32 protein-coding genes are annotated in these 25,124 nt (G+C 61.1%); 20 read left to right on the top strand and 12 right to left on the bottom strand.

The window, feature by feature from the left end:
• Positions 1-17: 17 nt before the first annotated feature.
• From Q1A91_RS16605 to thyX, 4 genes are all read right to left on the bottom strand, one after another.
• Positions 18-329, bottom strand: coding sequence for a HigA family addiction module antitoxin (locus tag Q1A91_RS16605; RefSeq protein WP_299879965.1), 312 nt, complete (start codon positions 327-329; stop codon positions 18-20).
• Entirely contained in the window at positions 304-666 is a 363-nt protein-coding gene (locus tag Q1A91_RS16600; protein ID WP_299879962.1) for a type II toxin-antitoxin system RelE/ParE family toxin, read from the bottom strand. The genes Q1A91_RS16605 and Q1A91_RS16600 overlap by 26 nt, the downstream gene beginning before the upstream one ends.
• Before the next feature lie 424 nt (positions 667-1,090).
• Complete coding sequence (locus Q1A91_RS16595) at positions 1,091-1,612, bottom strand: hypothetical protein (RefSeq protein ID WP_299879959.1); 522 nt, start codon at positions 1,610-1,612, stop codon at positions 1,091-1,093.
• Positions 1,582-2,487 (bottom strand): FAD-dependent thymidylate synthase, encoded by a 906-nt coding sequence (thyX, locus tag Q1A91_RS16590; RefSeq protein ID WP_299879956.1) that lies wholly within the window; start codon positions 2,485-2,487, stop codon positions 1,582-1,584. Before thyX ends, Q1A91_RS16595 begins: the two co-directional genes overlap by 31 nt.
• 234 nt (positions 2,488-2,721) lie before the next feature.
• Between thyX and Q1A91_RS16585 the strand changes: the two genes are divergently transcribed.
• The 6 genes from Q1A91_RS16585 to Q1A91_RS16560 are packed head-to-tail and all read left to right on the top strand — an operon-like array spanning position 2,722 to position 7,595.
• On the top strand, positions 2,722-3,618 hold the full coding sequence (locus Q1A91_RS16585; RefSeq protein ID WP_299879953.1) for a hypothetical protein: 897 nt from the start codon (positions 2,722-2,724) through the stop codon (positions 3,616-3,618).
• The gene (locus Q1A91_RS16580) at positions 3,618-4,958 is read left to right on the top strand and encodes a surface lipoprotein assembly modifier (protein ID WP_299879950.1); all 1,341 of its coding nucleotides are present in this window, start codon (positions 3,618-3,620) and stop codon (positions 4,956-4,958) included. The genes Q1A91_RS16585 and Q1A91_RS16580 overlap by 1 nt, the downstream gene beginning before the upstream one ends.
• A gap of 45 nt (positions 4,959-5,003) precedes the next feature.
• Positions 5,004-5,438 carry a VOC family protein gene (locus tag Q1A91_RS16575; RefSeq protein WP_299879946.1) on the top strand — a complete coding sequence of 145 codons (435 nt, stop codon included), beginning with the start codon at positions 5,004-5,006 and terminating at the stop codon, positions 5,436-5,438.
• Positions 5,439-5,473: 35 nt separating this feature from the next.
• Positions 5,474-6,151: a DUF1194 domain-containing protein gene (locus Q1A91_RS16570; protein WP_299879943.1), complete on the top strand. Its 678-nt coding sequence runs from the start codon at positions 5,474-5,476 to the stop codon at positions 6,149-6,151.
• Positions 6,148-6,861 carry a DUF1194 domain-containing protein gene (locus Q1A91_RS16565; protein ID WP_299879940.1) on the top strand — a complete coding sequence of 238 codons (714 nt, stop codon included), beginning with the start codon at positions 6,148-6,150 and terminating at the stop codon, positions 6,859-6,861. The genes Q1A91_RS16570 and Q1A91_RS16565 overlap by 4 nt, the downstream gene beginning before the upstream one ends.
• Positions 6,858-7,595 carry a DUF1194 domain-containing protein gene (locus Q1A91_RS16560; RefSeq protein ID WP_299879937.1) on the top strand — a complete coding sequence of 246 codons (738 nt, stop codon included), beginning with the start codon at positions 6,858-6,860 and terminating at the stop codon, positions 7,593-7,595. Before Q1A91_RS16565 ends, Q1A91_RS16560 begins: the two co-directional genes overlap by 4 nt.
• On the opposite strand, the gene Q1A91_RS16555 is transcribed toward Q1A91_RS16560, so the two are convergent.
• Genes Q1A91_RS16555 through Q1A91_RS16545 form a run of 3 tightly spaced genes read right to left on the bottom strand, consistent with a single transcriptional unit; the run spans position 7,589 to position 8,809 of the window.
• Positions 7,589-8,089 (bottom strand): winged helix DNA-binding protein, encoded by a 501-nt coding sequence (locus Q1A91_RS16555; RefSeq protein ID WP_299879934.1) that lies wholly within the window; start codon positions 8,087-8,089, stop codon positions 7,589-7,591. The genes Q1A91_RS16560 and Q1A91_RS16555 overlap by 7 nt on opposite strands.
• 59 nt (positions 8,090-8,148) lie before the next feature.
• Entirely contained in the window at positions 8,149-8,418 is a 270-nt protein-coding gene (locus tag Q1A91_RS16550) for a succinate dehydrogenase assembly factor 2 (RefSeq protein ID WP_299879931.1), read from the bottom strand.
• Positions 8,411-8,809 carry a helix-turn-helix domain-containing protein gene (locus tag Q1A91_RS16545; protein ID WP_299879928.1) on the bottom strand — a complete coding sequence of 133 codons (399 nt, stop codon included), beginning with the start codon at positions 8,807-8,809 and terminating at the stop codon, positions 8,411-8,413. Before Q1A91_RS16545 ends, Q1A91_RS16550 begins: the two co-directional genes overlap by 8 nt.
• 102 nt (positions 8,810-8,911) lie before the next feature.
• Between Q1A91_RS16545 and Q1A91_RS16540 the strand changes: the two genes are divergently transcribed.
• The 5 genes from Q1A91_RS16540 to Q1A91_RS16520 all read left to right on the top strand — a co-directional run bounded on the left by Q1A91_RS16540 (position 8,912) and on the right by Q1A91_RS16520 (position 12,812).
• Entirely contained in the window at positions 8,912-10,114 is a 1,203-nt protein-coding gene (locus tag Q1A91_RS16540) for a pyridoxal phosphate-dependent aminotransferase (RefSeq protein WP_299879925.1), read from the top strand.
• A 1-nt stretch (position 10,115) separates the two neighbouring features.
• Positions 10,116-10,487, top strand: a complete 372-nt coding sequence (locus Q1A91_RS16535; RefSeq protein ID WP_299879922.1) for a bleomycin resistance protein — start codon at positions 10,116-10,118, stop codon at positions 10,485-10,487.
• A gap of 1 nt (position 10,488) precedes the next feature.
• Entirely contained in the window at positions 10,489-10,890 is a 402-nt protein-coding gene (locus tag Q1A91_RS16530) for a hypothetical protein (RefSeq protein WP_299879919.1), read from the top strand.
• Positions 10,891-11,112: 222 nt separating this feature from the next.
• Positions 11,113-12,108, top strand: a complete 996-nt coding sequence (locus tag Q1A91_RS16525) for a calcium-binding protein (RefSeq protein ID WP_299879916.1) — start codon at positions 11,113-11,115, stop codon at positions 12,106-12,108.
• Positions 12,105-12,812 (top strand): calcium-binding protein, encoded by a 708-nt coding sequence (locus tag Q1A91_RS16520; RefSeq protein ID WP_367278689.1) that lies wholly within the window; start codon positions 12,105-12,107, stop codon positions 12,810-12,812. Before Q1A91_RS16525 ends, Q1A91_RS16520 begins: the two co-directional genes overlap by 4 nt.
• 240 nt (positions 12,813-13,052) lie before the next feature.
• Here the strand turns inward: Q1A91_RS16520 and Q1A91_RS16515 are convergent, their stop codons facing one another.
• Positions 13,053-14,432: an MATE family efflux transporter gene (locus Q1A91_RS16515; RefSeq protein WP_299879913.1), complete on the bottom strand. Its 1,380-nt coding sequence runs from the start codon at positions 14,430-14,432 to the stop codon at positions 13,053-13,055.
• A 134-nt stretch (positions 14,433-14,566) separates the two neighbouring features.
• Here Q1A91_RS16515 and Q1A91_RS16510 point away from each other — a divergent pair, with 134 nt between their 5' ends.
• Positions 14,567-15,451, top strand: coding sequence for an alpha/beta hydrolase (locus tag Q1A91_RS16510; protein WP_299879910.1), 885 nt, complete (start codon positions 14,567-14,569; stop codon positions 15,449-15,451).
• Positions 15,452-15,610: 159 nt separating this feature from the next.
• Here Q1A91_RS16510 and Q1A91_RS16505 read toward each other — a convergent pair whose 3' ends face one another.
• Entirely contained in the window at positions 15,611-16,219 is a 609-nt protein-coding gene (locus Q1A91_RS16505) for a carboxymuconolactone decarboxylase family protein (protein ID WP_299880535.1), read from the bottom strand.
• Between the two features lie 141 nt (positions 16,220-16,360).
• Between Q1A91_RS16505 and Q1A91_RS16500 the strand changes: the two genes are divergently transcribed.
• The 3 genes from Q1A91_RS16500 (at position 16,361) to Q1A91_RS16490 (ending at position 18,070) form a co-directional block, all read left to right on the top strand.
• Positions 16,361-17,275: a DMT family transporter gene (locus tag Q1A91_RS16500; protein WP_299879907.1), complete on the top strand. Its 915-nt coding sequence runs from the start codon at positions 16,361-16,363 to the stop codon at positions 17,273-17,275.
• A 169-nt stretch (positions 17,276-17,444) separates the two neighbouring features.
• Positions 17,445-17,693 (top strand): hypothetical protein, encoded by a 249-nt coding sequence (locus Q1A91_RS16495; protein ID WP_299879904.1) that lies wholly within the window; start codon positions 17,445-17,447, stop codon positions 17,691-17,693.
• Positions 17,690-18,070, top strand: a complete 381-nt coding sequence (locus Q1A91_RS16490; RefSeq protein ID WP_299879901.1) for a type II toxin-antitoxin system death-on-curing family toxin — start codon at positions 17,690-17,692, stop codon at positions 18,068-18,070. The genes Q1A91_RS16495 and Q1A91_RS16490 overlap by 4 nt, the downstream gene beginning before the upstream one ends.
• Here the strand turns inward: Q1A91_RS16490 and Q1A91_RS16485 are convergent, their stop codons facing one another.
• Positions 18,071-18,748 carry a dimethylsulfonioproprionate lyase family protein gene (locus Q1A91_RS16485; protein ID WP_299879898.1) on the bottom strand — a complete coding sequence of 226 codons (678 nt, stop codon included), beginning with the start codon at positions 18,746-18,748 and terminating at the stop codon, positions 18,071-18,073.
• A gap of 147 nt (positions 18,749-18,895) precedes the next feature.
• On the opposite strand from Q1A91_RS16485, the gene parE reads away from it, so the two are divergent.
• Entirely contained in the window at positions 18,896-20,857 is a 1,962-nt protein-coding gene (gene parE, locus Q1A91_RS16480; protein ID WP_299879895.1) for a DNA topoisomerase IV subunit B, read from the top strand.
• Positions 20,854-21,621 (top strand): hypothetical protein, encoded by a 768-nt coding sequence (locus Q1A91_RS16475; RefSeq protein WP_299879892.1) that lies wholly within the window; start codon positions 20,854-20,856, stop codon positions 21,619-21,621. Before parE ends, Q1A91_RS16475 begins: the two co-directional genes overlap by 4 nt.
• A 50-nt stretch (positions 21,622-21,671) precedes the next feature.
• On the opposite strand, the gene Q1A91_RS16470 is transcribed toward Q1A91_RS16475, so the two are convergent.
• Positions 21,672-22,064: a c-type cytochrome gene (locus Q1A91_RS16470; RefSeq protein WP_299879889.1), complete on the bottom strand. Its 393-nt coding sequence runs from the start codon at positions 22,062-22,064 to the stop codon at positions 21,672-21,674.
• Positions 22,065-22,501: 437 nt separating this feature from the next.
• Here Q1A91_RS16470 and Q1A91_RS16465 point away from each other — a divergent pair, with 437 nt between their 5' ends.
• From Q1A91_RS16465 to Q1A91_RS16455, 3 genes are read left to right on the top strand one after another with little or no spacing between them, the layout of a single operon-like run.
• Positions 22,502-22,903: a PaaI family thioesterase gene (locus tag Q1A91_RS16465; RefSeq protein WP_299879886.1), complete on the top strand. Its 402-nt coding sequence runs from the start codon at positions 22,502-22,504 to the stop codon at positions 22,901-22,903.
• 42 nt (positions 22,904-22,945) lie between these two features.
• Positions 22,946-23,632 (top strand): hypothetical protein, encoded by a 687-nt coding sequence (locus Q1A91_RS16460; RefSeq protein WP_299879883.1) that lies wholly within the window; start codon positions 22,946-22,948, stop codon positions 23,630-23,632.
• Positions 23,633-23,642: 10 nt separating this feature from the next.
• Positions 23,643-24,077, top strand: a complete 435-nt coding sequence (locus tag Q1A91_RS16455) for a DMT family transporter (protein WP_299879880.1) — start codon at positions 23,643-23,645, stop codon at positions 24,075-24,077.
• Here the strand turns inward: Q1A91_RS16455 and Q1A91_RS16450 are convergent.
• Entirely contained in the window at positions 24,074-25,054 is a 981-nt protein-coding gene (locus Q1A91_RS16450; protein ID WP_299879877.1) for an Ldh family oxidoreductase, read from the bottom strand. The two genes, Q1A91_RS16455 and Q1A91_RS16450, sit on opposite strands and share 4 nt — an antisense overlap.
• Positions 25,055-25,124 lie beyond the last annotated feature (70 nt).

Below are 25,124 nucleotides of genomic sequence, written 5' to 3'. Positions count from 1 at the left end.
GGGTGCAAGCCCCCATCCTACGCGGCGGCGATGGCTTCGATGGAATCCGCCTTGCGCAAGATTGTTTCATCGCGGCGTGCGGTTTCAAGGTCATACCCGGTTTGCAGATTCAACCAGAACTCGGCTGAGGTATCAAACGCGGCGCTAAGCAGCAGCGCGGTATCGGCGGTCACGCTGGAATTGCCCGCGATGATGCGGGTGATGCGGTTGGCGGGCACACCGAGACGCTTGGCAAAGGCGGTGGCGCTGAGGCCATGGGGTTCGAGGAATTCCTCCTTGAGGATTTCGCCGGGGTGGATCGGGTCAATGGTAATCACAGATTTCGACATCGTAGGCATCTCCTTGGTCCCAGCGGAAACATATACGCCACTGGTCGTTGATACGGATTGAATATTGCCCTGCCCTGTCTCCGGAAAGTTTTTCCAAGCGGTTACCGGGTGGGCTGGTGAGGTCGCGTACGTCCGTGGCGGCGTTGAGCATGGCGAGTTTGCGTTTGGCTTGACGCGCGAAGGCGCGGTGTTGACGGGCGGGTTGCCCGGTCTGGTGGAGGGCTTGGGTGTGTTTGGTGGCGAAGGTTTTGAGCATGATGGTACGTGGTACGTGGTACGTATCATGGATTGGCGTTGATGTCAAGGTTTGGTGAATTGGATGGGTGATTTCACCCATTTTGGCTGGGGCAGTCGGGTGATGGGGGCGAGCACCCATCCTACGGGTGTTGCGGGCGCGTGGGTTTTACCCACCCTACGCTTGCTTGGTTTGGGACGGTTAAGTGATGGGTGCGAGCACCCATCCTACGAATGTTACAGTTTGCTACCGAGGACGAGGTTTGCCATTTTCATCCGCTCCAGTCCGTTTTGTTGGGATACTTGACGGCGGTGGTGGAGGTACCTGATCTTTTCCCATTTGCTATCATCCTACTTCTTTTTTGGAGGAACTACGCGCGTCTTCGCATTGCTGGTTTTTGGCTGTTTTGACTGCCTTGCAGTATTGTCACGCATAAACATTGTTCGTGAGCTATCAGCGCCAGAAGCTTTTCGCTTTGTAACAATGGTTGGTTTAGGCGCGGGAGGTTTTTTTTTGTCAGCCATGTTTACACCATGTTCGCTACAACCATAGTCCAAGGAATAATTTGGGCAGCACCAAAAATCAACGCAAGTTGAAGATTCCCCATCACACCGTGTATTACCTCTTCATTTTTTTCAAAGTCACCAACCAAATCTTCAACTAGTTGGGTTAACCCGCTATTGGCGTGATCATCCCATTTTGACCAATGTAACAAAGCCGTAGGGTTTGCTTCGAACGTTACGTCCTGCACCTTTGTCAATACTTGCATCGAAAAGAACAAGCTCAATACAAAAAGGCACACTGCACCAAGAAAGATGAAATTGACCCCGAGAAATGTGTGCCCGGAAAAGAGAGGTTCCAAGTCCTGACCCGCTATCATTGAAGCAAATACGGATGCGATAATACTGGAGACCGTCGCAGAGAATGCGGAATGTGATCTAACGTTTCTCAAGTCTTCTTTCTGTGAGCGCAGATTCGATATTGCCTCCATCAATGCAGCATTTAGCAACTCTTGCCTCACCCAATAACCCCCGAAAACTCCCGCCATTCCCCCTTGGACATGCCCGAAGTCTCCTGCGTCACCTCCTCACCATTCAACATACGCTTGATACAGTCCAGCGCTTTACCCGATAAAGTTGCACCCCCCAGCCGGTAATCCTCGAACGCGCCATAGGCCGCGGGGACCCAATCGGCCACGACCTTACAAATCGCATCCGCATACACCCGGATCTCATACTGCGCATGGGCGTCCGCCCGGAGCCGCAAAAAATGGAACAGGTTGTGCAAATCAACCTTCCAGTACCACTGGGTATAGACATTCGCGGGCAGGTTCATGCGGGCCAACTCGCGAGCCAAACCCTGTTGGCCGTCGTCTGAAATCATCGCCTCGTAGTTGTCATACGCGCGGTTGCTGTCGGCCTTCAAAATCTCCAGCACACGGGCGGCTTCTTCGCCCTCCAGCACCCCGCCCCGGCCCTGATTGTTCACCACCGATTGTGCGGCGACGTGTTCGGGCGCGGGGATGTAGAATTCGCGATCCAAGATCGAATACCGCGCGGAATATTCGTTCACGTTGGCGGTGCGGTGGCGGATCCATTGGCGGGCGACGAAAACGGGCAACTTCACGTGGAGTTTGATTTCGCACATCTCAAACGGGGTCGAATGCCAGTGGCGCATCAGGTAGCGGATGAGGCCTTCGTCGTTCTGCACGCTCTTGGTGCCTTTGCCGTAGGACACGCGGGCGGCCTGACAGATGGCGGCGTCGTCGCCCATGTAGTCGATGACGCGGATGAAGCCGTGGTCGAGCACGTCGTAGGCTTTGTAAAGATGCGCCTCCATCCCCGGCACGGTGGCGCGCAGGGTGGGCGTGGTCCGCGCGCGCAGGGTGTCGATTTCGGCCTGTTGCTCAGGGGTCAGGGGCATGGGGGCATCCTTGTGGTGGAAGTCACGAAATGATCGGCGTGAACCTGCCCATGAGGTGAGGGAGATTCGCTTCTTACTATATATGCGCAGATGGCCCATCGGAACCGCCATATACGGTATTGTTTTTCGGCTGCACCTTTGGGCCAAATCCGTCCGGGAGGGACGCGGTACGTTGACATTGCGGGGTCGGGATTTGAGGATGGCGGCAACAAGAATATTCGAGGGCAGATCATAGTGACACGTGTTTGGATGGGCCTTGCGCTCGGGTTTGGGCTGGCAGCTTGCGGGGGCGGTGCGCCTCCTTTTGGCGGTGATGCTGGCGGTGATGCGACGGAGCCCGGCGGGGATGAGCGGGTCGGCAGTGTGTTCGCGGACAACGAAGCGGAGTTCCTGCGCCTCAACAACATCGAGTACGACAGCGGCAGCGATACGCTGCGGCTTAACAACCTGCCCTTCGATGATGACAACAACGTCTATGTGCGTGTTCCGGGATCGGCGCTGGCCAACGGATGGGGCGCCTATGAGAGCTTGCAGGACGGGCCGGGCGAGATTGAGTATTTCGCGGTCTTCAGACGGTCGGATTCAGGCCAGACACAGGTGGCGGCGGCCCATACGACCCAGTATAACGAGTTCGGCTACGGCGGCGCGGGCGCACAGCGGATCGTCGGCGGCGCGCCCAACCTGCCCACAGACGGGGCGATCTACGTGTTCACCGGTTCTTATGCCGGGGTGCGGATCACGACCGATACGACCGGCGCCAATGATGCGAACTTCGTCACCGGCGATGCGCAGGTCACGGCGGACTTCGGAGACTTCGACGTCACCGGCGCGATCAACGGCAGGGTCACCAACCGTGTGATTTACGATGAGAACGGCGTTGCACTGGGCAGCCTTGGCACTCAGATCGTCCTTGAAGACACCACGATTAACCGTGACGACGGCACGATCGATGAAGCCGAAGCCTTTGAAATCGACGTCGCCACAGGCGATCAGGTGCGCGAAGGCGACTGGTCCGGTGTGGTTGCCGGCGCCGGAGGCACAGAGGTGGCCGCCTATATCGTTGTGCAAGATGGCAGCGGGACGACAGACGGCGAAGTTCGGGAAGTTGGTGGCTTCATCGCGGCGCGGTGATGCGACGGTTCGCCCTCCTGCTGGGCTTGGTGGCGTCGCTGGCAACAACCGGCGGCGCACAACAGCAAGCTGACCTGACCCCGGAGGAAGCCCGCATTGTGGCGGCCCGGTTGCTGACGTCCGGGCATCCGCAAGCCGCACTTGATGTGACGTCGGTTCTGATAAAGCGCGATCCGGACGATGGCCCCAGCCTGATTGTACAGGCGCAGGCCCTGCGGAGCCTCGGACGTTATGGCCCCGCTCAAAAGGCCGCACGACGGGCCTGGGCCGTGAGCCAATACCCGCTCGACAGATACGCCTCTGCCCTTGCGATGGCGCAGTCGCTGTCGGCGGATGGCAAGCGCACACGGGCGCAGCTGTGGCTGCGGCGGGCGGCGCAGGTTGCGCCCAATGCGCAGCTGAAAAAGAGGGTTGCGCAGGATTATGCGTATCTGCGCCGGACCAACCCCTGGTCGGTGAACCTCTCTTTCGGGATCCGGCCCAGCGACAACATCAACAACGCACCCCGTGACAACAAGATCCCGTACAACGACATCACCCTCACCGCCGCGGACCCGATCGCAGGTTTCGAGGTGCGCTCAGATGTCAGGCTGCGCTACAATTTTGCGGAGAAGTCGACCCAGCGGCACTTTTTTGCGTTTGGCTGGACGGAGAGCCTTGTCTATTTCACCGGCGATGACAGCACTGCGGTGCGGGATGAATCAGATCTGGCCTATCGACGTATTGAAGGCACCTTTGGCCGGGACTTCACCTCCGGACCGGACCGACCACGGCAAACCATCTCGCTGAGCCTTGGTCGCATCTGGTCGGGGAGCAATACGCTGGCCGATGAAGTGCGGGTCAACTGGCGCCAGAGTTTCAAGCGGCCTGAGGGGCGCAGGTTCAGCTGGAGCGCAACCCTTGGCTATGCTGATCGCAAGGACACGGATCTGGCATCTGGCTTTACCGGGACACTGGACGGAAGATGGAGCAAACCGTTAAAAAACGGGGGGCGACTGGGATGGAATGCAGGTCTGGTCCGGGTCGATACGGACAGCCCTGCCCTGACCCATTCACGGTTGAAACTTGGGGTGGATTATACCCACCCAAATGAGGTGTTTGGTGCCATTGCCCGGATAGGCATGCGCGCCGAGTTGCGACGGTATGACGATCCAACCTTCACAGCCGATCCAAGGCAAGACGAACGGGCGGTCCTGTCCGCCTCATTACTCTTTGTTGATTTTGACACCTACGGCTTTGCGCCTAAGTTGACACTCGAAGCGAGCCGGACGGATTCGAATGTGCCCGCCTTTGAAACACAAAACCTTGGCCTGCAGATCGGGTTCCAATCCTTGTTCTGAGCGCCCAAGCCCCCAAACCAACTGGCCGCAAAGGACCATACCCCCATGCCAATCAAATACCTGCACACGATGGTGCGTGTGAAAGACCTCGATGCTTCCATCGCATTTTACAAGCTGCTGGGGCTGGTGGAACGTCGCCGGATCGATCACGAAGGCGGGCGGTTTACGCTTGTTTTCCTCTGCCCGCCCGGCATGGATGACGGCCATGCGGACGTGGAGCTGACCTACAACTGGGACGGCGATGACGATCTGCCCAGTGACAGCCGCCATTTCGGGCACCTCGCCTATACGGTCGAGAATGTCTATGAGACCTGCCAGCACCTGATGGACAATGGCGTGACCATCAACCGCCCGCCCCGCGAAGGGCGGATGGCCTTTGTGCGCAGCCCCGACAACATCTCGATCGAGCTTTTGCAGGAAGGCGACAACCTGCCCGTCGCGGAGCCATGGGCCAGCATGGAAAACACAGGCCATTGGTAACGCGCGCAGCCCTTCTTGCGGGCTGCGTGATGGCCATGACTGCGACCACGACCGCCGCGGCGGAGTGCCGTCTGGCGCTGCTGCTGGGGCTGGACATCTCCAGCTCTGTTGATGTGGATGAAGACATCCTGCAACGCGGCGGCATGGCGGCGGCGTTGCGCGCGCCGGAGGTGGAAGCGGCGTTTTTCATGGCCGATCAAAAGGTTGCCCTGGCCGTTTATGAATGGTCCGGGCGATACAATCAGGAAATCGTGCTGGATTGGCTGGTGATCGACAGCCCCGCCACGCTGGCGCAGGCCGCGGATGTGGTGGGAGCAAGCAAGCGCAGCTATGCGGAGTTTCCCACGGCAATGGGCGAAGCGCTGGCCTTTGGCGCGGGCATGATGGGGCGGGCGCCGGGCTGTCTGCGCAAGACCATCGACATGGCCGGTGACGGGGAGAACAACGAAGGCCCCGGCCCTGCCATGGCCTATGCCCTGCCCGATTTTGGCGACATCACCGTGAACGGTCTGGTGGTCGCCAATGCGGCGGATTTTCAGACGGAGGACCGGCTGACCGCCTATTACCGCGATAATGTGCTGCATGGTCCGGGCGCGTTCATGGTGGTGGCCGACGGGTTCGACGATTACCTGCGTGCCATGCGGCAAAAGCTGGAACGGGAGCTGACCCCACCCGCCATTGGCGCGCTTGAACAGCGGGAGACAGCGGGATGATGCGACTGGCAGGCATTCTATTGGCGCTGTGTTGTGCGACACCGGCTGTGGCGGAATGCCGGTTGGCGCTGGTTCTGGCGTTGGATGTCAGCAGTTCGGTGGACCCGCGAGAGGATACGCTCCAACGCAGCGGCGTGGTTGCGGCACTGACGTCTCCGGAAGTGGAAGCTGCGTTTTTCGCTGCGGATCAGCATGTTGCGCTGGCGATCTATGAATGGTCAGGGCGCTATCAGCAGCAGCTTATTCTGGACTGGACGATGATCGACAGCCGCGCAGCGCTGGTCAGCGCCGCAGAGACGGTCGCGGCCAGCACGCGCAGCCATACCGAGTTTCCCACTGCGATGGGATATGCCTTGGGCTACGGCTCCCGCCTGCTGGAACGCGCGCCGCCCTGCCTGCGCAAGACGCTGGATATGGCCGGGGACGGGCAGAACAACGAAGGGTTCGGCCCCGAAGCCGCCTATCGCGAATTCCCCTTTGATGAGGTCACGGTGAACGGTCTGGTGGTCAATGCGGCAGATTTTGAGGGCGAAGTCGGGCTGTTGGCCTTTTATCAGGGGGAGGTGATCCGGGGGCCGGGCGCCTTCATGATCGTGGCCAACGGATTTGAGGATTACGAGCGCGCGATGCGGCGCAAGTTGGAGCGTGAGCTGTCTCCGCCCAGCATTGGGGCATTGCCGCGAGGTGCAGGACAGGACGACGCAGGATGATCCGCGCGGCCTGTTTTGCCTTATATGTCTGCGCCGCGTCGCAGGCTGCGGCGGACTGCAGGCAGGCGCTTGCGCTGGGGCTTGATGTGTCGGGATCGGTGGATGCGCGGGAGTATCGGTTGCAATTGGGCGGGCTGGCGGATGCGCTGAACCACCCCGAGGTGCGGCAAAAGCTGATGGCCATGCCGGAGGCGCCGGTGCGCATCACGGTCTATGAGTGGAGCGGGCCTGCGGATCAGGTGACACTGGTGCCCTGGTCCGAGATCGGCAGCCCCGCCGCGCTGGACATCGTGATCGAAACCCTGCGCCAGACCACGAGGCGAGACGCCACCCCCGGCACCGCGCTGGGGCGGGCCATGCAGAAAGGCGCGGGAGTGCTGGCGCAGCAGCCGGATTGCTGGAAACGGACGCTTGATCTGTCGGGAGACGGGAAATCCAACCTTGGCCCCCGCCCCCGTGATGTACGCGACGCGCTGGAAGCGGAGGGGATCACCATCAACGGTTTGGTGATCGGAGTCGATGATCCCAATATCGGGGACATTCGCCAGTCAGAGATTGGCGAGCTGTCCTCTTACTACCGGGCCGAGGTGATACTGGGCCCGGATGCCTTTGTGCAGACCGCCATCGGATTTGCCGATTACGCCGACGCCATGCGGCGCAAGCTGTTGCGGGAGCTGGACGGGCTGGTCTTTTCGCAGGCCGACCTGCCGCCCCTGCCCAGCGTGGATCAGTAGATGTAGCGGATCTGATCGGTCCAGTAGCGTTCCATCCGCTTGAGGGAGGTGGTGATTTCGGAAATCCCCTCCGGCCCCAGCACGCCCTTGTCCTCAAGACCGTCTGCGTGGCGGGCAAACAGCTCTCCCACGACGTTGCGGATGCCCCGGCCTTTTTCGGTCAGGCGCACACGGACCGAACGGCGGTCGATCTCACACCGCTGGTGGTGCATATAGCCCATCTCCACCAGCTTCTTGAGGTTGTAGCTGACATTGCTGCCCTGATAGTACCCGCGGCTTTTCAACTCGCCAGCGGTGACTTCGTTTTCACCGATGTTGAACAGAAGCAGCGCCTGCACGGCGTTGATTTCCAACACCCCGACCCGTTCAAATTCATCCTTGATCACGTCCAGCAGCAGACGGTGTAACCGCTCCACCAGTGATAGGGCCTCAAGGTATCCACTCATGAACCCCTTATCCAGCAGCGGCGCTGCGATCTTTTCCTGCACGCTCATCATTGCTCTCCAAAAACTGTTGACGGAGAGGACTTTGAACAAAAAACCAGAATATTTGGTTAAACCGTGCGGGCTGTTGAAATCTGGGCCTTTATGCGGTTGATCAGCCCCGCATAATCGGTCGGCGGGTCCACCTGCCCGGTGACCCATTGGTAGAGGTCATGGTCGTTCTCATTGAGCATCCGGTCATAGAGCGTGAGGCCTGCGTCATCCATGGACGCCAGATTGGCCTGCGCAAAAGCGGACAGGATCAGGTCCATTTCCTTGATCCCGCGCCGCATGGAGCGCATGGCGAGCCGTTTGACCCGGTGCTCTGCCGTTTCAGGCATGGGCGGGTTCCTGCACCATCCGACGCAGGCGCTTTTCCAGACGGCCCATCGCTTCGGCCTTTTCGTGCATTTCGCTGCGCAGGGCGCGCATTTCGGCCAGAACCGCGCTCAATTCAGCCGGTTGATTGCTGTCGGCAGACGGATCATCCAGCCCTTCACCTTCGCCGTTGATCAGCCACATCATGGAGACGTTCAACAGCCCCGCCAGCATCGACAGACGGTTCGCGCGCGGCTCTGACAGGTCTTCCTCCCAGGCGCGCAGGGTTGCCAGACGCACGCCCAACCGTTTGGCCAGTCCTGCCTGCGTCATCCCCGCCTGTTCACGGGCTGCCGCCATGCGGTCGCCGAATGTCGCGGCGTCGGGGCCGTACCAATCTGTGTGGTCTTCCATCTGTCTTCTCCTGAACCGGGTCCCAATGGACCGATGAAGCTTGAACGGTGCGAATGCGCCCCCTAGAAGGGCTCATGCACCTTTTGCCAAAATGAGGCCACCATGGACTTTCTCTCTGCGACACTTGCACGCGTCAAACCGTCCCCCACCATCGCGGTCACGACCAAAGCCACAGAGCTGAAGGCCGCAGGCCGGGATGTGATCGGCCTTGGCGCGGGCGAGCCTGACTTTCCCACACCCAGGAACATTCAGGACGCAGGCATCGCGGCCATCACCGCAGGCAAAACAAAATACACCGCTGTCGATGGCATACCAGAACTCAAACAGGCCATATGCGCAAAATTCAGCCGCGACAACGGGCTTTCCTATGAGCCCGCACAGGTCACTGTGTCCTCGGGAGGTAAACAAGTCCTTTACAACGCCCTGATGGCGACGCTGAACGACGGCGACGAAGTGGTCATTCCCGCCCCCTATTGGGTCAGCTATCCCGACATGGTGCTGCTGGCCGGTGGCACGCCGGTGATTGCGGAGGCGTCCATTCAGACAGGTTTCAAGCTGACCGCCGATCAGCTGGAAGCGGCCATCACGGACAAGACCAAATGGCTGATCTTCAACTCCCCCTCCAACCCGACGGGCGCGGGATACACGTGGGATGAGCTGAAAGAACTGACGGATGTTCTGATGCGCCATCCGCATGTCTGGGTGATGACGGACGACATGTACGAACACCTCGCCTATGACGATTTCAAGTTCTGCACCCCCGCAGAGGTCGAACCGCGCCTCTATGACCGCACGCTGACCGTCAATGGCGTCTCCAAAGCCTATGCCATGACCGGCTGGCGCATTGGCTATGCCGCAGGGCCAGAGCATCTGATCAAGGCGATGCGCAAGGTGCAGTCGCAATCCACGTCCAACCCCTGCTCCATCAGCCAATGGGCCGCCGTGGAGGCGCTGAACGGCACGCAGGATTTCCTGCCGGTGCATAACGAGATGTTCGTGCGCCGCCGCGATCTGGTGGTCAAGGCGCTGAATGCCATCGACGGGATCAGCTGTCTGACACCGGAAGGCGCCTTCTATGTCTACCCGTCAATTGCCGGGCTTATCGGCAAGACCACAGCAGCAGGCACCAAGATCACCGATGATGAGACCTTTGCCACGGCCCTGCTGGAGGAGACCGGCGTTGCGGTGGTCTTTGGCGCGGCCTTTGGCCTGTCGCCCAATTTCCGCGTCAGCTATGCCACCTCGGATGAAGCCCTGACGGAAGCCTGCGCGCGGATCACGACCTTCTGCGCAGGCATGACCTGACATGGCGGCGGACCGCATCACGGCCAACCTGCCCAGCCGGGACTTTGATGTGACCGAAGCCTTTTATGGGCAGTTGGGGTTTGATCGGGGCTACCTCGATGACGGATGGATGATCCTTCAGCGCGGCCCGCTTGAGGTTGAATTTTTCGCCCATCCCGAGCTGATCCCTGCCGAAAGCTGGTTCAGCGCCTGCATCCGGGTGGATGATTTCGACGATCTGCTGGCCACATGGCGGGCGCTGGACCTGCCCGATGACCCGATGGGTCGCCCCCGGACGTTTGAGACGGTCCCGGCCCCCGATGGCATCAGGATCTTTGCCTTGATTGACTGCGACGGCACGCTGCTGCGCTGCATTGACAACAGGAGCGTCTGAGATGCCTTCCGACCTGCCGGACTACTACTACCGCGTCAAAGACAACGGCGCCGCCGTCTTCCGCGTGGACACCGAGAACCGCCAGCGGCGGATCGAGATGGACCAGATCGCCGTGGTCAACATCCGCAACGGAGAGATCAAACCCCACGGCGACCGCACTTTGACGGAGACGGACCTGACCCACATCCGCGGCTGGATGGAAAACCGCCGCGAGGTGCTGGCGCACCGCGACATCGACGACATCTACCGCGCGGTGGATCATCTGAACCTGACCACCCAATGGGCGCAGTCCAAAGCCAGCGATGCCCAGCTTGAAGCGGTCACCGACGATCTGCTGCTGGCCATGCACGACCTGCGCAGCACCCTGGTGCGCAAAAAGGCCGACCGCCTGCTGAAGGACTGATCCCGCCCATTTCCGGCAAGCCGCTGCGCCAATTCCCGCGCAGCGCCGCACGCCGCCGGGACGCGCGGTTTTTCTCCGGTTTTATGGTGCCTTTGCGCCGGCCCGCGCACGGGTTCTTGCCGACCCAGTGGTGGCCGACAAAGCCCCTTTGCACAAACCCGAACACACTGCGCGAATGCCCTTCAGCCATAATCAAAAGCGATTCAACTGGAGGTTAAAGCCATGCCACAACGCCTTATTCCGGGCCTCAGCGCCATCGCCGATCTGGTCCGCGCCGAGCCCGGCCTGAAAGCCAACATATCCCCCGCCGACATCGAAGATGGTGCGGCGGCGGCAGAACTGATGAACGATGTGATCACCACTGCCATCACCGCCACCGGGGTCAACATTGACGGTCGCCTGACCCCGGATGATCTGCGCGCGATCTCTGATCATATCCGCGCCAACCCTGCGCTCTATGCCGATTTTGTCGACGGGCACGGCGATGACGAAGGCAACACGGAAACCGGGTTTCACCTTGTTCAGGGCGACGGCGGCGCGTTTCGTTTTCAGGGCCGCGATTTCATCGATACGGTTGCCGATGCGGTCTACCACGTGGGGTTTGAATACCGCGACGGACGGTTCCGCAACGAAGACGGCAACGCCAATGAAGAGGTGGATGATGTCGCAGGCTGGCTGAACTATTTCTTCAATGGGCAGAACATCCTCTACGGCACCAAGGGCGGCGAGGCGCTGCACTCGGGCCATTACAGTTTTGCCCTCGCCGATGCCGCCCATGAGATTTTCGACGCAGGCGGCGGCAACGACAGCATCTGGGCCGGTGCGGGCAACGACACCGTCATTGGCGGTGCGGGTGACGACAAATCCGGCGGGGATGAGGGCAATGACGTCATGTTTGGCGGTTTGGGCAATGACACGCTCTGGGGTCAGGACGGCAATGATCTGATGCTGGGCGAAGACGGCAACGACAACCTTGGCGGGGGTGCCGGCAATGACCGGGCTTTCGGCGGCATGGGCAGGGACACGATCTGGGGCGAAGACGGCAATGACATGATCAAGGGCGAGGAAGGCGAGGACCTTGCCGGCGGCGGTGCGGGCGATGATACGGTCAGCGGACAGGACGGCAACGACCGCCTGCACGGGGATGACGGCGATGATCTGGTCGATGGCGGCAATGGCGACGACTTCGTGGCTGGCGGCACGGGGCCGATACCCTGACCGGGGGCAAGGGCAACGACACGCTCTATGGCAACGAAGGCAACGACCTGATCAAGGGCTATGACGACAACGACAGGATCGGCGGCGGCACGGGTGATGATACCGTCGCGGGCGGCACCGGCGATGATACGCTCTATGGTGAGGATGGCCGCGACCTTGTCACCGGCGGCAGCGGCGCCGACACGGTCTCGGGCGGGGGCGGCAACGATACCGTTCTGGGCGGGGCGGACAATGACCGCGTCACCGGGGGCGATGGCAGGGACCTGTTGAAGGGGCAAGGCGGCAATGACGACCTGCACGGGCAGGACGGCAACGACCGGATGCAGGGCAACGGCGGCAACGACACAATGACCGGCGGCGAAGGGACCGACTGGATTGTGGGCGGGGCTGGGGCGGATCTGCTGCTGGATTGGGAAGACACCGATGCCGCGGACATCTTTGTCTTCCGCACCGGCGACACCGGTGTGGGCGCCGCTGCCCGCGACGAAGTGCGCGGCTTTGACAGCGGCATCGACAAGATCCACCTGGTCGACATGGGCGATCTGACCTTCCAGACGGGCAGCAGCTTTGCCGGTGGCGGTCAGGGCTCGTTCTTCTTTGCCGACAAGACCGTGCAGATCGATGCCGATGGCAACGGCGCCGTCGATGCAGAGATCCTGCTGACGTGGGTGAATGAGGTGGCCGAGAGCGACTTCATGCTCTGATGCCACCCCACCCGCGCGCCTCCGGGCCAGCCCCACGTCCCTCCTGCTGGTCCGGAGCCGCCCTTGCCTGCGCAAGATCGGCCAATGGGATGGCGCTTTGCCAAGATAAATCGCGGAGGGACCCGCCCTTCGCGGGAAACCGCTATTTGTCTTGGCAAAGGGGCAGCACAGTGGCAGAGCCTGCGGGGGCAAGGGGGGCACCGGACCTGCTGGTATGGAGAGCCCCGCAGCCCAGACCCGCTATCCTTCTGCCACATCGGCCTGCGTGGACATCCCCCGCACACCGCTGCGCCAGAACCGCCAGTTGAGCAGGATCGCCGCCACGCCAAGGCCGATCCCGAGGCCCGCCCAGATCCCGATCCCTTCAAAGCCAAAGACAAACCCCAACAGATACGAACAGGGCACCCCGATGACCCAATAGCTGAAAGCGGCGATCACCATGGGCACCTGCGTGTCCTGCATGCCGCGCAACAGACCCAGCGCAATCGCCTGTGTCCCGTCCACCAGCTGGAACAATCCGGCCATCACCAGCAGCCCCACGCCGACCTGCAAAATCTCGGCCCGCGCCGGTTCATCGCGCTGCATGAAGAGCGAAATCAACGGCTCCGGCCAGCCGACAAAGAGGCCAATGGTCAGCACCGCAAGGGTGACCGACATCACCGTCACCACCAGCGCCCCGCGCCGCAGATGCGCCGGATCGCGCCGCCCCATGGCGTTGCCCACCCGGATGGTGGCCACGTTGCTCAGCCCCAGATGCACCATGAAGGTCAGCGATGCCAGTTGCACCGCGATCCCATGGGCCGCCAGCGGCACCGTGCCCAGCCAGCCCATCATGAAGGCGGAGGCCGCAAACAGCCCCACCTCGCTCAGGATCGTCAGGCCAATGGGCCAGCCCAACTGGAACACCTGCACCAGCATCTGCCAGTCACTGCGCCACAGCCGGACGAAGAGTTGGTGCTGCGGCACCACGATGAGGATGTAGAGAACCACCGCAATGAGCGACACGATCTGCGTGCAGAGCGACGCCACCGCGGCCCCCACGGCCCCCAGCTCCGGCGCGCCCCAATTGCCGAAGATGAACGCGTAATTCGCCAGCACATTCACCCCCGCCGCAAGGATGGTGATCCAGAACACCACCTGCGTGCGCTCCAGCGCCGCCAGATAGGATTTCAGCACCATCACCAGAAGCGCCGGCAGGATGCCCCAGCCGGCCACCGCCAGATAGGCGCCCGCCGTCGTCGCCACGGCCTCCTCCTGCCCCAGAAGTCGCAGGATCGGTTCGGACCAGATCATCAGAGGCAATGTGGCGATGCCAAAAGCCGTGGACAGCCACAGCGCCATGCGCGTGGCGCGGCGGATGCTGACTTCATCCTCCTTGGCGGCAAAACTGGCAACCATCGGCATCACCGCCGCCGCAAAGCCCGAGCCGAAGATGAAGAACACAAAGAAATACGTGCTGGCAAGTGTCACCGCCGCCAGCGCCTCCACCGAATACCAGCCCAGCATGACCGTATCGGTCACCCCGATGGCCACCTGCCCCAGGTGCCCGCCAATCAGCGGCAGACCCAGCGTGAGAATCGCCCGCAAATGGCCCGGATATGTCATTGTGGAGGTGGTCATGCCTCCTCTCTACGCCCCGGCGCCGGGCTTTGGAAGCCACTGCGTGGCTGCGCTCCTCAAGGGACATCCGCATGACCATATGTAACGCTTGCACTGCCCCGCGCCCCACGTCACGCTGGCGGGCGGAGGACCTTATGACCCACTGCCGATCCGAAACCATTGATCTTGATGGCCACCCTTTTCACATCCGCCGCTGGGGCGATCCCAGCCTGCCGCGCTTGCTGTTGCTGCATGGGTTCCCCGAATACGGCGGCGCCTGGGGCGATCTTGCCCCGCTGCTGGCCGAGCGGTTTCACTGCATTGCGCCGGATCAGCGCGGTTACGGTCAAAGCTGGGCGCCCGAAGCAGTGTCAGATTATGCAGCGGGCAAGCTGGTGGGCGATATGGTGGCGCTGATCGGGGACGGGCCGGTCACGGTGCTGGGCCATGACTGGGGGGCCGCGGTGGCCTATGGGTTGGCGATGTTCCATCCGGCCCTTGTGGACCGTCTGATCATCATGAACGGCGTGCATCCGGTGCCCTTCCAGCGTGCGCTGGCAGCGGGCGGTGCGCAGACCGCGGCATCGCAGTATATTCACGTGCTGAGGGCGGAAGGATCCGAAGACCGCTTTGCCGCTGATGGATTTGCCAAGCTGCTGACGCTCTTTTCGGCCAATATGGATCTGTCCTGGCTCAGCGGAGAAACGCGGCAGGCCTATCTGACCGAATGGGCGCGGGAGGGACGGTTGCGCGGCATGATCAACTGGTACCGCGCCTCCCCCCTTGCGGTGGCCAAACCGGGAGAGCCGCTGGCGGGTCTCCCCGCATTGCCGGTCGACCGGTTGCAGGTGCGCTGTCCGCATCTGTTGATCTGGGGGACGGAGGACCGGGCGCTTTTGCCAGAGGCGACGGAAGGCCTGGAGGCGTTTGCCGCAGACCTCACACGGGTGGAGATTGCGGGTGCAGATCACTGGCTGCATCATCAAAAGCCAGCGGCGGTCGCGCAGGCGATTTTGGGGTGGTTCGACGCGCAGGGTTGAACGCGGCCCAAGGCGCGTGGGGCGCGCGGTGCACTGGGATATTTAAGGCCAAAAAGAGGGGCGGCTTGGGTGGTTTGTAACGGGCCCTGGGCCTGACGTCGGGTTGGGGACCCGTTTGGGGCAAAAGGCCGGCGGTCTGTAAGATACGTCGTGATTTGCTCAGCGGTGGTTCCAGTCGTCGGGATCATCGTTGTTGCCGGGGCTGAGGCCGATGTCATCGCCGTCGGTCGAGCAGCCAAGGCCCAGCACAGTGCGGTTGGCATAACAGAAGTAGGCGGTCACCTGATTGATCTCCAGAATTTCACCATCCTCCCAGCCGGCCATGCGCAGCGCTTCGACGTCGGATTGCGCCATATCGCCCGGTGATTGGGCGAGGTGTTGGGCGTAGCGCATGGCGGCGTGTTCGCGCGCGTCCAGCGGCATGGCGGCGATGTCCTGGGCTTTGATGGCGTTGAGCAGGGCGTCGCTGCGCGGATCGTCCTGGAGCAGGCGTTTCATACCGGCGAAGTGGTGTTCCACACAGTAATGGCAGCTGTTGAGCGCTGAAACCCAGACGCCGATGGCCTCCAGAAACCACTTGGGGATGGTGTTGTCGCGGTGGTGCAGGACGTATTTGTAGACCGCCATGTGCGCCTCCATCGTGTGAGGCCGCAGGGAGTGCATCATCATGATGTTGTCGACATTGTTGTTGGGGCCGGTGACGCGCTTGTAAAGGTCGCGCAGCTTGCCGGTGGCGGCGTCGAAGGGGATTGTCTTGATCCAGGCCATGAGGGTCATTTCCATGCGATAGGGTTTGGGTGAGGTATAACGGGCATTGAGACCGAACCCAACCGGGTTGCCAGCCCCGTGCAGGCCCTCTACTGCTGGGCGGGGGCACAGGTCCCTGCCTTTTGAGCCGAGTGCCCGCAGATGTTTTCCCGCCCTTCCCCAACCGTCACGGGTTTCGCTGCTGCGTGGAGCATCGTTCTGGTCTGGTCGTTCTGGCTGATCGTGAGCCGTGTGGCCGAAGACAGCGGGCTGACGGTTTATGATCTGGCCGCGATGCGCTATGGGCTTGCGGCCATCGTGGCGCTGCCGTTGTGTCTTTATTACAAGCCATGGCGGGGGATGGCGCTGCACAGGATCGCGGTTTTGGCCTTCGTTCTGGGGCCGATTTACATTCTCATCGTCTTTTCGGGATTTCTGTATGCCCCCGCCGCTCATGGCGGGATTTTCATGAACGGGGTGCTGCCCTTGATCAGTATCCTGTTCGGCATTGTCCTGTTTCGCCTGCGGCCCGGCGTACGACAGGTGATCGGCGCGGGGTTGATCCTTGTGGCGGCGGCGGTGCTGTCATGGGAAGGCAGCGCCAAGGCGGGGGCGGATGCGTGGATCGGGGACATTCTGTTTGTCATTGGCGCGATGTTCTTTGCCACCTTCATGATCCTGTCCGAACGCTGGGCGCTGGGCCCGATGCAGATCATCTTTTGCGGCACCATTGTGAACGCGGTTCTTTATCTGCCGGTCTGGGCGTTATGGCTGCCCTCCGGACTGGCGGAGGCGCCGATGGGGCCGCTTTTGGTGCAGGCGGTGTATCAGGGGTTTGTGCCGAACCTGATGGGGCTTTTGTTCATCGCCCATGCCTCGCGCGCGATTGGCAATGCCAACACCTCGTCCATTCTGGCGGCTGTGCCGGGGGGCGGCGCGTTGCTGGGGGCATTGATCCTGGGCGAAACGCTGAGCTGGGTTGGCGTTCTTGCGCTGGTTGTGCTGACCCTGGGGCTGCTGATTTCGGTGCGGCGGCGGAGGCCGACTCCGGCCGAGAGCAGCCGACCCAAAACCTGAGGCCCTCAGCCAAACAGAATTTTCCCAGGACCAAGCGTCGCGGCGCAGCCGGGGCCTTTCTGCGCAACTGAGTGCCTCAGGTTTTGGGTCGGCTGCTCTAGGTGGGGCGTTGGGGTTGCAGATTTGGCGGGGGTGTGTATATTGAAATACACATTATGGAGCACACCCCATGACACGCATTTTGACCAACCACATCGCCACCATGACCGAGATGCGCGAGCCGCATAAGGTGCTGGAACGTTCCGGCGGAAAACCGGTTGCGATCATGAAAAACTCCAGATGTGTGGGGTATTTTGTGCCGACGGAGGCGACATTGCAGGAAGAGCCACGCTACGCGACACTGGATGAGGTGATGGAGGCGATTGAAAGCCGCCGCCACATCAACCAGCCCGTGCTTGATTACCTCAAAGACAAATGACCTACGTTCTTTTGGATGCCGGGATGGTAGACGCCATTCACGACGCGGTTTTGAACCCCGGCGAATTGCAGGGCATGGCGGGAGACAAGTCATTGGACGGCGCGCTGGGGCGGGTCGACAATCGGCTTGTCTACGGCATGATTACAGATGTCTTTGATCTGGCGGCCGCCTACTGTGTGGCCATCGCCACCGGGCATGTCTTCAACGACGCCAACAAGCGCACAGCGCATCAGGCCATGGACGTTTGCCTTGCCTTGAACGGCGTCGAACTGGATCATGCGGCGGTTGAAGCCGGCGACCTGATCCGCGAAGTGGCACAGCGGCGCATGGACGAAGACGATCTGGCTGCCTGGCTGCGCCGAAAGGCCGCTGGCTGATCACTTCCGGCTGCGGGTAAACACCATCTTCTGATTGTGCAGATCGGCCTTGTCGCCGATCCACGCGTAAACCAGCAGCGCAGGCTCCCGGTCGCCCACGGTGATGCGGTGCAAATGATCGGGCGGGTTGAAGATCATCGAGCCGGGCACATAGACACCCTGATGGTTCTCTGACACCGCACCGGACATGCAGACATAGCTTTCGGTAATCCCCTTGTGCGCATGCGCGGGGTATGTACAGCCGGGGGCGAAAAGGACAACGCCAAGGATGATCTCATCACTGAGGATCGGGCCATTGGTGCCCGCGATCTCTGCATAGGCGAAGGTGTTTTGCAGGCCCTTGGGCACTTTCTCATACCCATACTGCCAGCTGAGGCAGGGCGCCACGGCATCGAGCGCCCGTACGGCAGGGGCCAACACCCCCTGCCGCCCCTCATCCAGCGCGCGGCGCAGATGGGCGGTGACAGGTTTCTCCGCACGCGGCTGCAAACGCACCTCGCCATTGCGCTTGAGCAGCCTGCTGATCGCTTCGCGCACCTTGCGCTGATGGCCCCTGATCCGGTCACTGCCACCTGCGGGCAGGTAGCGGTAAAGCTCATCACATTCCTGCAACATGTAGCGCCAGTTGGGCAGGCTGCGCAGGGTTTCAACGACGGGGGGCTGGGATTGATCGGTCATGGCGGCCTCATGCACATCTCATCGCGCTAGATACGCTGAAAGACGCAAAAGGAAAGCCCTTTTCGCCACCGATCTGCCCTTCCCCCACCCTGCCCGCTCTGGCATAGTCTGTGTCCAACAAAAGCAACAATGATGAGGCCATCGCGCATGAATGATCTGCTGTCAGGAGACGGTGCCGAGCCGCAGAAGTATGACGCCTCCTCCATCGAGGTATTGGAGGGGCTGGAGGCCGTGCGCCTGCGGCCGGGCATGTACATCGGCGGCACGGATGAGCGCGCGTTGCACCATATGGTGGCGGAGGTGCTGGACAACTCCATGGATGAGGCGGTGGCAGGTCATGCCACCCGGATCGAAGTGGAATTGCACGCTGACTACGCGATCACCATCCGCGACAACGGGCGTGGCATTCCGATTGATCCGCACCCGAAGTTTCCCGACAAATCCGCTTTGGAGGTGATCCTGTGTACGCTGCACGCAGGCGGCAAGTTTTCGGGCAAGGCCTATCAGACCTCCGGCGGTTTGAACGGGGTTGGATCGTCTGTGGTCAACGCATTGTCCGACAGCATGGTGGTGCAGGTTGCGCGCAACAAAGAGGTCTATGAACAGCGGTTTTCGCGTGGGGTGCCTTTGGGCAAGCTGGAGAAGGTGGGCGCGGCCCCGAACCGGCGGGGCACAACGGTGACCTTCCACGCGGATGAGGAGATCTTCGGCAGCCACCGCTTCCGGCCTGCGTTGCTCTATAAATCGGTGAAGTCGAAGGCCTATCTGTTCTCAGGCGTGGAAATCCGCTGGAAATCGGAGATTGCCGATGGGGATACGCCGCAGGAGGCGACGTTCCATTTTCCGGGCGGCTTGTCGGAGTATCTGACGGAGACGCTATCAGGGGCCACGACCTATTCGGAGGCGGCATTTTCCGGCTCGGTCGATTTTGGTGAGAAGTTTGGCGCGGCAGGCAAAGTGGAATGGGCGATCAACTGGACCCCCTCGCGGGACGGGTTCATCCAATCCTATTGTAACACCGTGCCCACGCCCGAAGGCGGCACCCATGTGGCCGGGTTCTGGGCGGCGATCCTCAAGGGCATCAAGGCGTATGGGGAGTTGGCGAACAACCGCAAGGCAGGGCAGATCACGCGGGAGGACCTGATGTCTGGCGGCTGTGCCTTGGTGTCCTGCTTCATCGCGGACCCGGCGTTTGTAGGGCAGACGAAGGATCGTTTGAGCACGGAATCCGCGCAGAAAATGACCGAAGGTGCGGTGCGCGACCACTTTGACAACTGGCTGGCGGCGGATACGAAATCCGCGGGAGCGATCCTCGATTTCCTTGTCCTGCGCGCGGAAGAGCGGATGCGCAGGCGGCAGGAGAAAGAAACCGCGCGCAAATCCGCCACCAAGAAGCTGCGCCTGCCCGGCAAGCTGACCGATTGCACCTCGAAGGACCGCGAAGGGACGGAGTTGTTCATCGTGGAGGGGGATTCTGCCGGTGGTTCTGGTAAAGGGGCACGCGACCGCAAGACCCAAGCCCTGTTGCCGCTGAAAGGCAAGATTTTGAACGTGCTGGGCGCGGCCTCGGGCAAGCTGAACACCAATGCGGAGATCAATGACCTGTGCGAGGCTTTGGGCTGTGGCATGGGCACGAAGTTCAATCTGGACGATCTGCGCTATGACAAGATCATCATCATGACAGACGCGGATGTGGACGGCGCGCATATCGCGTCCCTGCTGATGACATTCTTCTTTACGCAGATGCGGCCGTTGATTGACCACGGGCATCTCTATCTGGCCTGCCCGCCGCTGTTCCGGCTGACGCAGGGGGCCAAGCGGCTCTATGTGGCGGATGATGCGGAGAAGAATTACTGGCTGGAGAAGGGTCTGGGCGGCAAAGGCAAGATTGATTTGCAGCGGTTCAAAGGCTTGGGGGAGATGGATGCGAAGGACCTCAAGGAGACCACGATGGATCCTGCGACCCGGAAGTTGATCCGGGTGACGGTGGATGAGGACCTGCCGGGGGAGACCGGGGATCTGGTGGAGCGGCTGATGGGGAAGAAGCCGGAGCTGCGGTTTGCGTATATTCAGGAGAATGCGAAGTATGTGGAGGAGTTGGATGTTTGAGGGGTATATTTGAAACAATTGTTGGTTCAAGAGTATCTACATCTATTTCTCATGGCGGTTTACAGGTCCCAGCCAATAGTCTTGGTGAATACATCGAACGCTTTGCTGATCCGGCGATATTCAATGCACATGAATTGGAAGAATATGGACTTAGCAAATCCGGCTCGCTCACCCGTTGCAGATTTGGCGACAAGCATTTCGTGCTCACAAGCTTGCATCAGTCAAGAATTCCAGGCTACGGGTTCGATGAACTGATATTGACGGCAGAGTGTAGGAAGACCTTCATATCAAGCCACCGAGCAATATTTCCTGAAGAAACCTGTGGCACCGAGAGTAGTTTTGATTGCTTAGCTTATGAATTCACCGACCTCGTCATGGCTGGGAAACTAGCGAGATCGAATTGGTTTGAACTGACGAAGTTTGACATAGATGCTCCGACGCCAAAACCTGTTCTGGTCGCGGCTGTCGGATATCCAAGCCATCGAAACATCATTGACTATGATATGAACACATACGCGATTGGGCCAAATGTTGTTTGGGGTGTGGAAACTGAACCCTTACTTCGAGACCGACTTTCATTTATTCCAGAAGCCCCAATTGACTTCGATCCTAATGGGATGAGTGGTGGTCCTGTGTTTGCAATTGTCGAAAGTGTTGTCGGATTAGAGTTGCGTTTAGTTGGGATCCTTACGAACGCTTCGAGAACTGCGTTTAATTTCATTCCGCTTTCTCGATTATCTGCTCTCATTTACGAGATCGACTGATGGTACTAGAGATAAAACGCAGGTTAGAAGGTGCGCAATAAATGCGCACCCTACTCCTGCACCCCCTCCAAATACGCCACCAAATCCACAATCGCCCGGCTCGTCATGATCGGCTGCCCGGTCTCCGCCTTCAGCGCCGTATCGTCCCCCTCAAAGAAATCCCCATAGACCGGCATCGGCGAGCCATGGGCGACCAACGGATCGCGCCCGTCGATGCGTGTCACCACGCGCACCACGGGGAACACGCCATCATGGCGCGCCGTAAGCGTCCGCAGGTTCGGCGGTTGCAGGGTCAGGATCGGCGCCATGGGGCCGTTGCCTGTGGCTTCGATCCCGTGGCAGGCGGCGCAGTGGGTCTGGTAGAGGGCTTCGCCCACCTCCGCGTCCTGGGCCAGAGCCGCAAGAGGGGCGCAGATGAGGGCGAGGGTTGTGAGAATTTTCATGGGTCACTCCTGTGCATTGGGCTGCAAGAAGCCTGCACGCAGCAAAAAAGGCGCGCTCTGATCCAGATCAATCGGAGCGCGCCTTTTTCGGGAGGATGGTCGAAGGGTCACATCATGTAGGTCAGTGCGGTCAGGCACCAGACGGTCATCAAGGCGGCAAAACCAAAGGCGGTGGGGGCAAGTACACGGATCATAGCGTTTCCTTTCCAGGCAGCGGTGCCTCCGCTGCGGTGTGCGCCGCGGGAGCAGTTCGCCCCTGCGATCTGATAGAGATGGGGGCATTGGGGTGACACAAAAAGGGACCGAACGGTCACGAATTCACACGGAGACGTCAGAGGCGTGAAACATCGGGGGTGAGGTTTCGGGGTTGAGGTTGATGGGTGAAATCACCCATCCTACGAGGTGCAGCCCCCATCTTGCCCTTGCCGGAGCCCCCCATGACACCCCAAACCGCCCAAACCTTTCTGGAAGACAACTTCGCCCCCTGGGTGCTGGCCCTACAGCCCACCGTGATGGAGATCAGCGCAGACCGGACCGTTTTGACAATCCCGATCACCGACGCGCTGAACCGCACGGGCGGGATCGTCTCGGGCCAGGCGCTGACGGCTTTGGCGGACACGGCGATGGTGCTGGCCTGCGGCGGGCATTTTGGACAGATGGAACCGGTGGGCACGGTCACGCTGGACACGCAGTTCCTGCGTCCGGCCTCCGGTGACAGCATCACCGCCACGGCAGAAGTCACCCGCGCGGGCCGCAGCATGGTCTTCACCCGCTGCGCCCTGACCGCCCTGCCCGGCGGCAAACCAGTGGCCCTTGCAACAGCCACCTTTGCGCGCTGATTCCCCCTTGCGCCGCCGCGCGGCGCGCGCCTTACTGTGCCCATGACCCGTGTCCTTGTTCTTTTGCTGTCCTTCCTGTTGCTGACCGTCTGCGGTCGCCCCCTGACCCCCAATGAGCGCGCCTTTCTGGAGACAGTGCACGGGCCGAGCCTGAACCTTGACCGGATGCGGGTGAACGACGGCGCGCCGACGCGGTCGGTGACGTTTCGGCGCAAACCACGGCCCCGCACCACCTGTCGCGAGCTGATCCTGCCGCCCCAGACCGAAGCCATTGTCACCACCAAACCGGCGGCTGTTGCCTTGTTCAACACGGTGCTGTTCGACAAGGATTGGTATCTGGATGACTACATGCCTGCCTATCCTGAAAAGATCGGCCTGATTGCCGCGATGTTGCTGGCGCATGAGGCGACCCACGTCTGGCAGTGGCAGAACCGCAAGGTCACCGGCTATTCCCCCCTGCGCGCGGCCACGGAACACGGGTTTCAACGCGACCCCTATCTTTTTGATATTGAGGGCGATCCGAAGTTTCTGGATTTCGGGTTTGAGCAGCAAGGCTCCATCGTGGAGGAATACGTATGCTGCCGCGCGCTGGCTCCGGACGCGCCGCGCACCAAGCGGTTGCATGACCTGATCGCACAGGAAATGCCTGTCTCCACGCTCCCGCAGACCCGGACGTCAGATGTGCGCCTGCCCTGGGACGGGGTCGAACTGGAGGGGATTTGCGGATGAGGACGCTCTGATGGCCCAATATGCTTTCATCATGCTGCTGGCAGGCATCGGCATCCCGGTGCTGGCGGCCATGAATGCCGCCTTGGGCCGCACCATCGGTGCACCGGCGGCGGCCGCCACAGTGCTGTTCGTCGTGGCATTTCTGAGCTGTCTGGTTGTGGCTTTGGTCACGGGACCGCACCAATGGGGCAAGCTGGCGACCGCGCCCAGACACCTCTTTCTGGCAGGAGCGTTGATTGCTTTCTACGTCCTCACCATCACCTATATCGCGCCGCATTTCGGGCTGGGCAACGCGGTGTTTTTCGTGTTGTTGGGGCAGTTGCTGTCCGCCGCCGCGATTGATCACTTCGGCCTTTTCGGCGCGCAGGTCTCACCGCTCAGCCTGACACGGGCGGGTGGCATTGCGCTGATGGCAACGGGTGTCTGGCTGACGCAGCAGGTTTAACCCTTGGCCAGCGCCTCGATCGAGGCCCAGACGCTGTCTTCGACCGCCACCGGATCAGCTTTGACCTTGCCCTGCCCCGGCATACGTGCACCGTCGTCCTGCCCCACAGCCTCCGTGAGCGCGGCGAGCTTTTCGGCAAAATCCCCGGCGGTTGAGGGGTCAATGACCAGATAAAACTGCCCCAGATCATGGGGCGCGCCTTCGGGCGCCTTGAGCGGTTTGACATCGCGCGACAGGACAGAGCTGGTCAGCCCCGCCGCCAGCACTTCGGCCATCAGGCCAAAGCCCCAGCCCTTGTAGCCACCCGTGGAGATCAGCGAGCCCTTGATCGCGGCTTCGGGATCCGTGGTGGGGTTACCATCCGCATCCAGCGCCCAGCCTTCGGGGATCGACTGGCCCGCGGCCTTGGCCATGGTGATCTTGCCAAGCGCCACGGTGGTGGTGGATTGATCAAACTGCATCGCAATCCCGCCCTGCCCGTCAGGAACGGAGAACGCGATGGGGTTGGTGCCGATCACACGGGTCTTGCCACCGGGTGCGGCCACGATGGGAGAGGCATTGGTGAACCCCATGCCAATGAACCCCGCGCGGGCAATCTGTTCGGTAAAATATCCCAGCGATGTGCAGGTATGCGCGTGGCACACCGCCAGCGTGGCAACACCGGATTGCCGTGCGGCATCCAGCGCGATGGGCAGGCCATAGGCAAAGGCGGGTTGCGCAAAGCCAAAACCAGCGTCCACCTGCACCACAGCGGGGCGCGGTGTGTCCACGGTGGGGATCACATCCCCCTTCACCCGGCCCGAGCGCAACTGCTGGCAATAGCTTTCGACGTAGTACAGACCGCAGATCTTGTTCCCGACGGCTTCGGCTGCGGCCACGGCGCGCGCGACTTCGGCTGCGGGAAAGGCATCTGCCCCATGCGCCATCAGCGCGGCTTGCGTGGTGTCGTGGATAGTCTGGAGAGAGATCTGCGCCATGGCGTGCCTTTGTTACTGCGCCCTCATGGCGGGCTGTGGTGCACCTTTGCAAAGCCGCCGCACCGCCGTC

This window comes from uncultured Sulfitobacter sp., from assembly GCF_947500075.1.
In the GTDB taxonomy this organism is placed as follows: Bacteria; Pseudomonadota; Alphaproteobacteria; order Rhodobacterales; family Rhodobacteraceae; genus Sulfitobacter.
The sequence above is the reverse complement of the archived record's forward strand: the minus strand, read 5'-3'. Positions and strand labels throughout refer to the sequence as shown.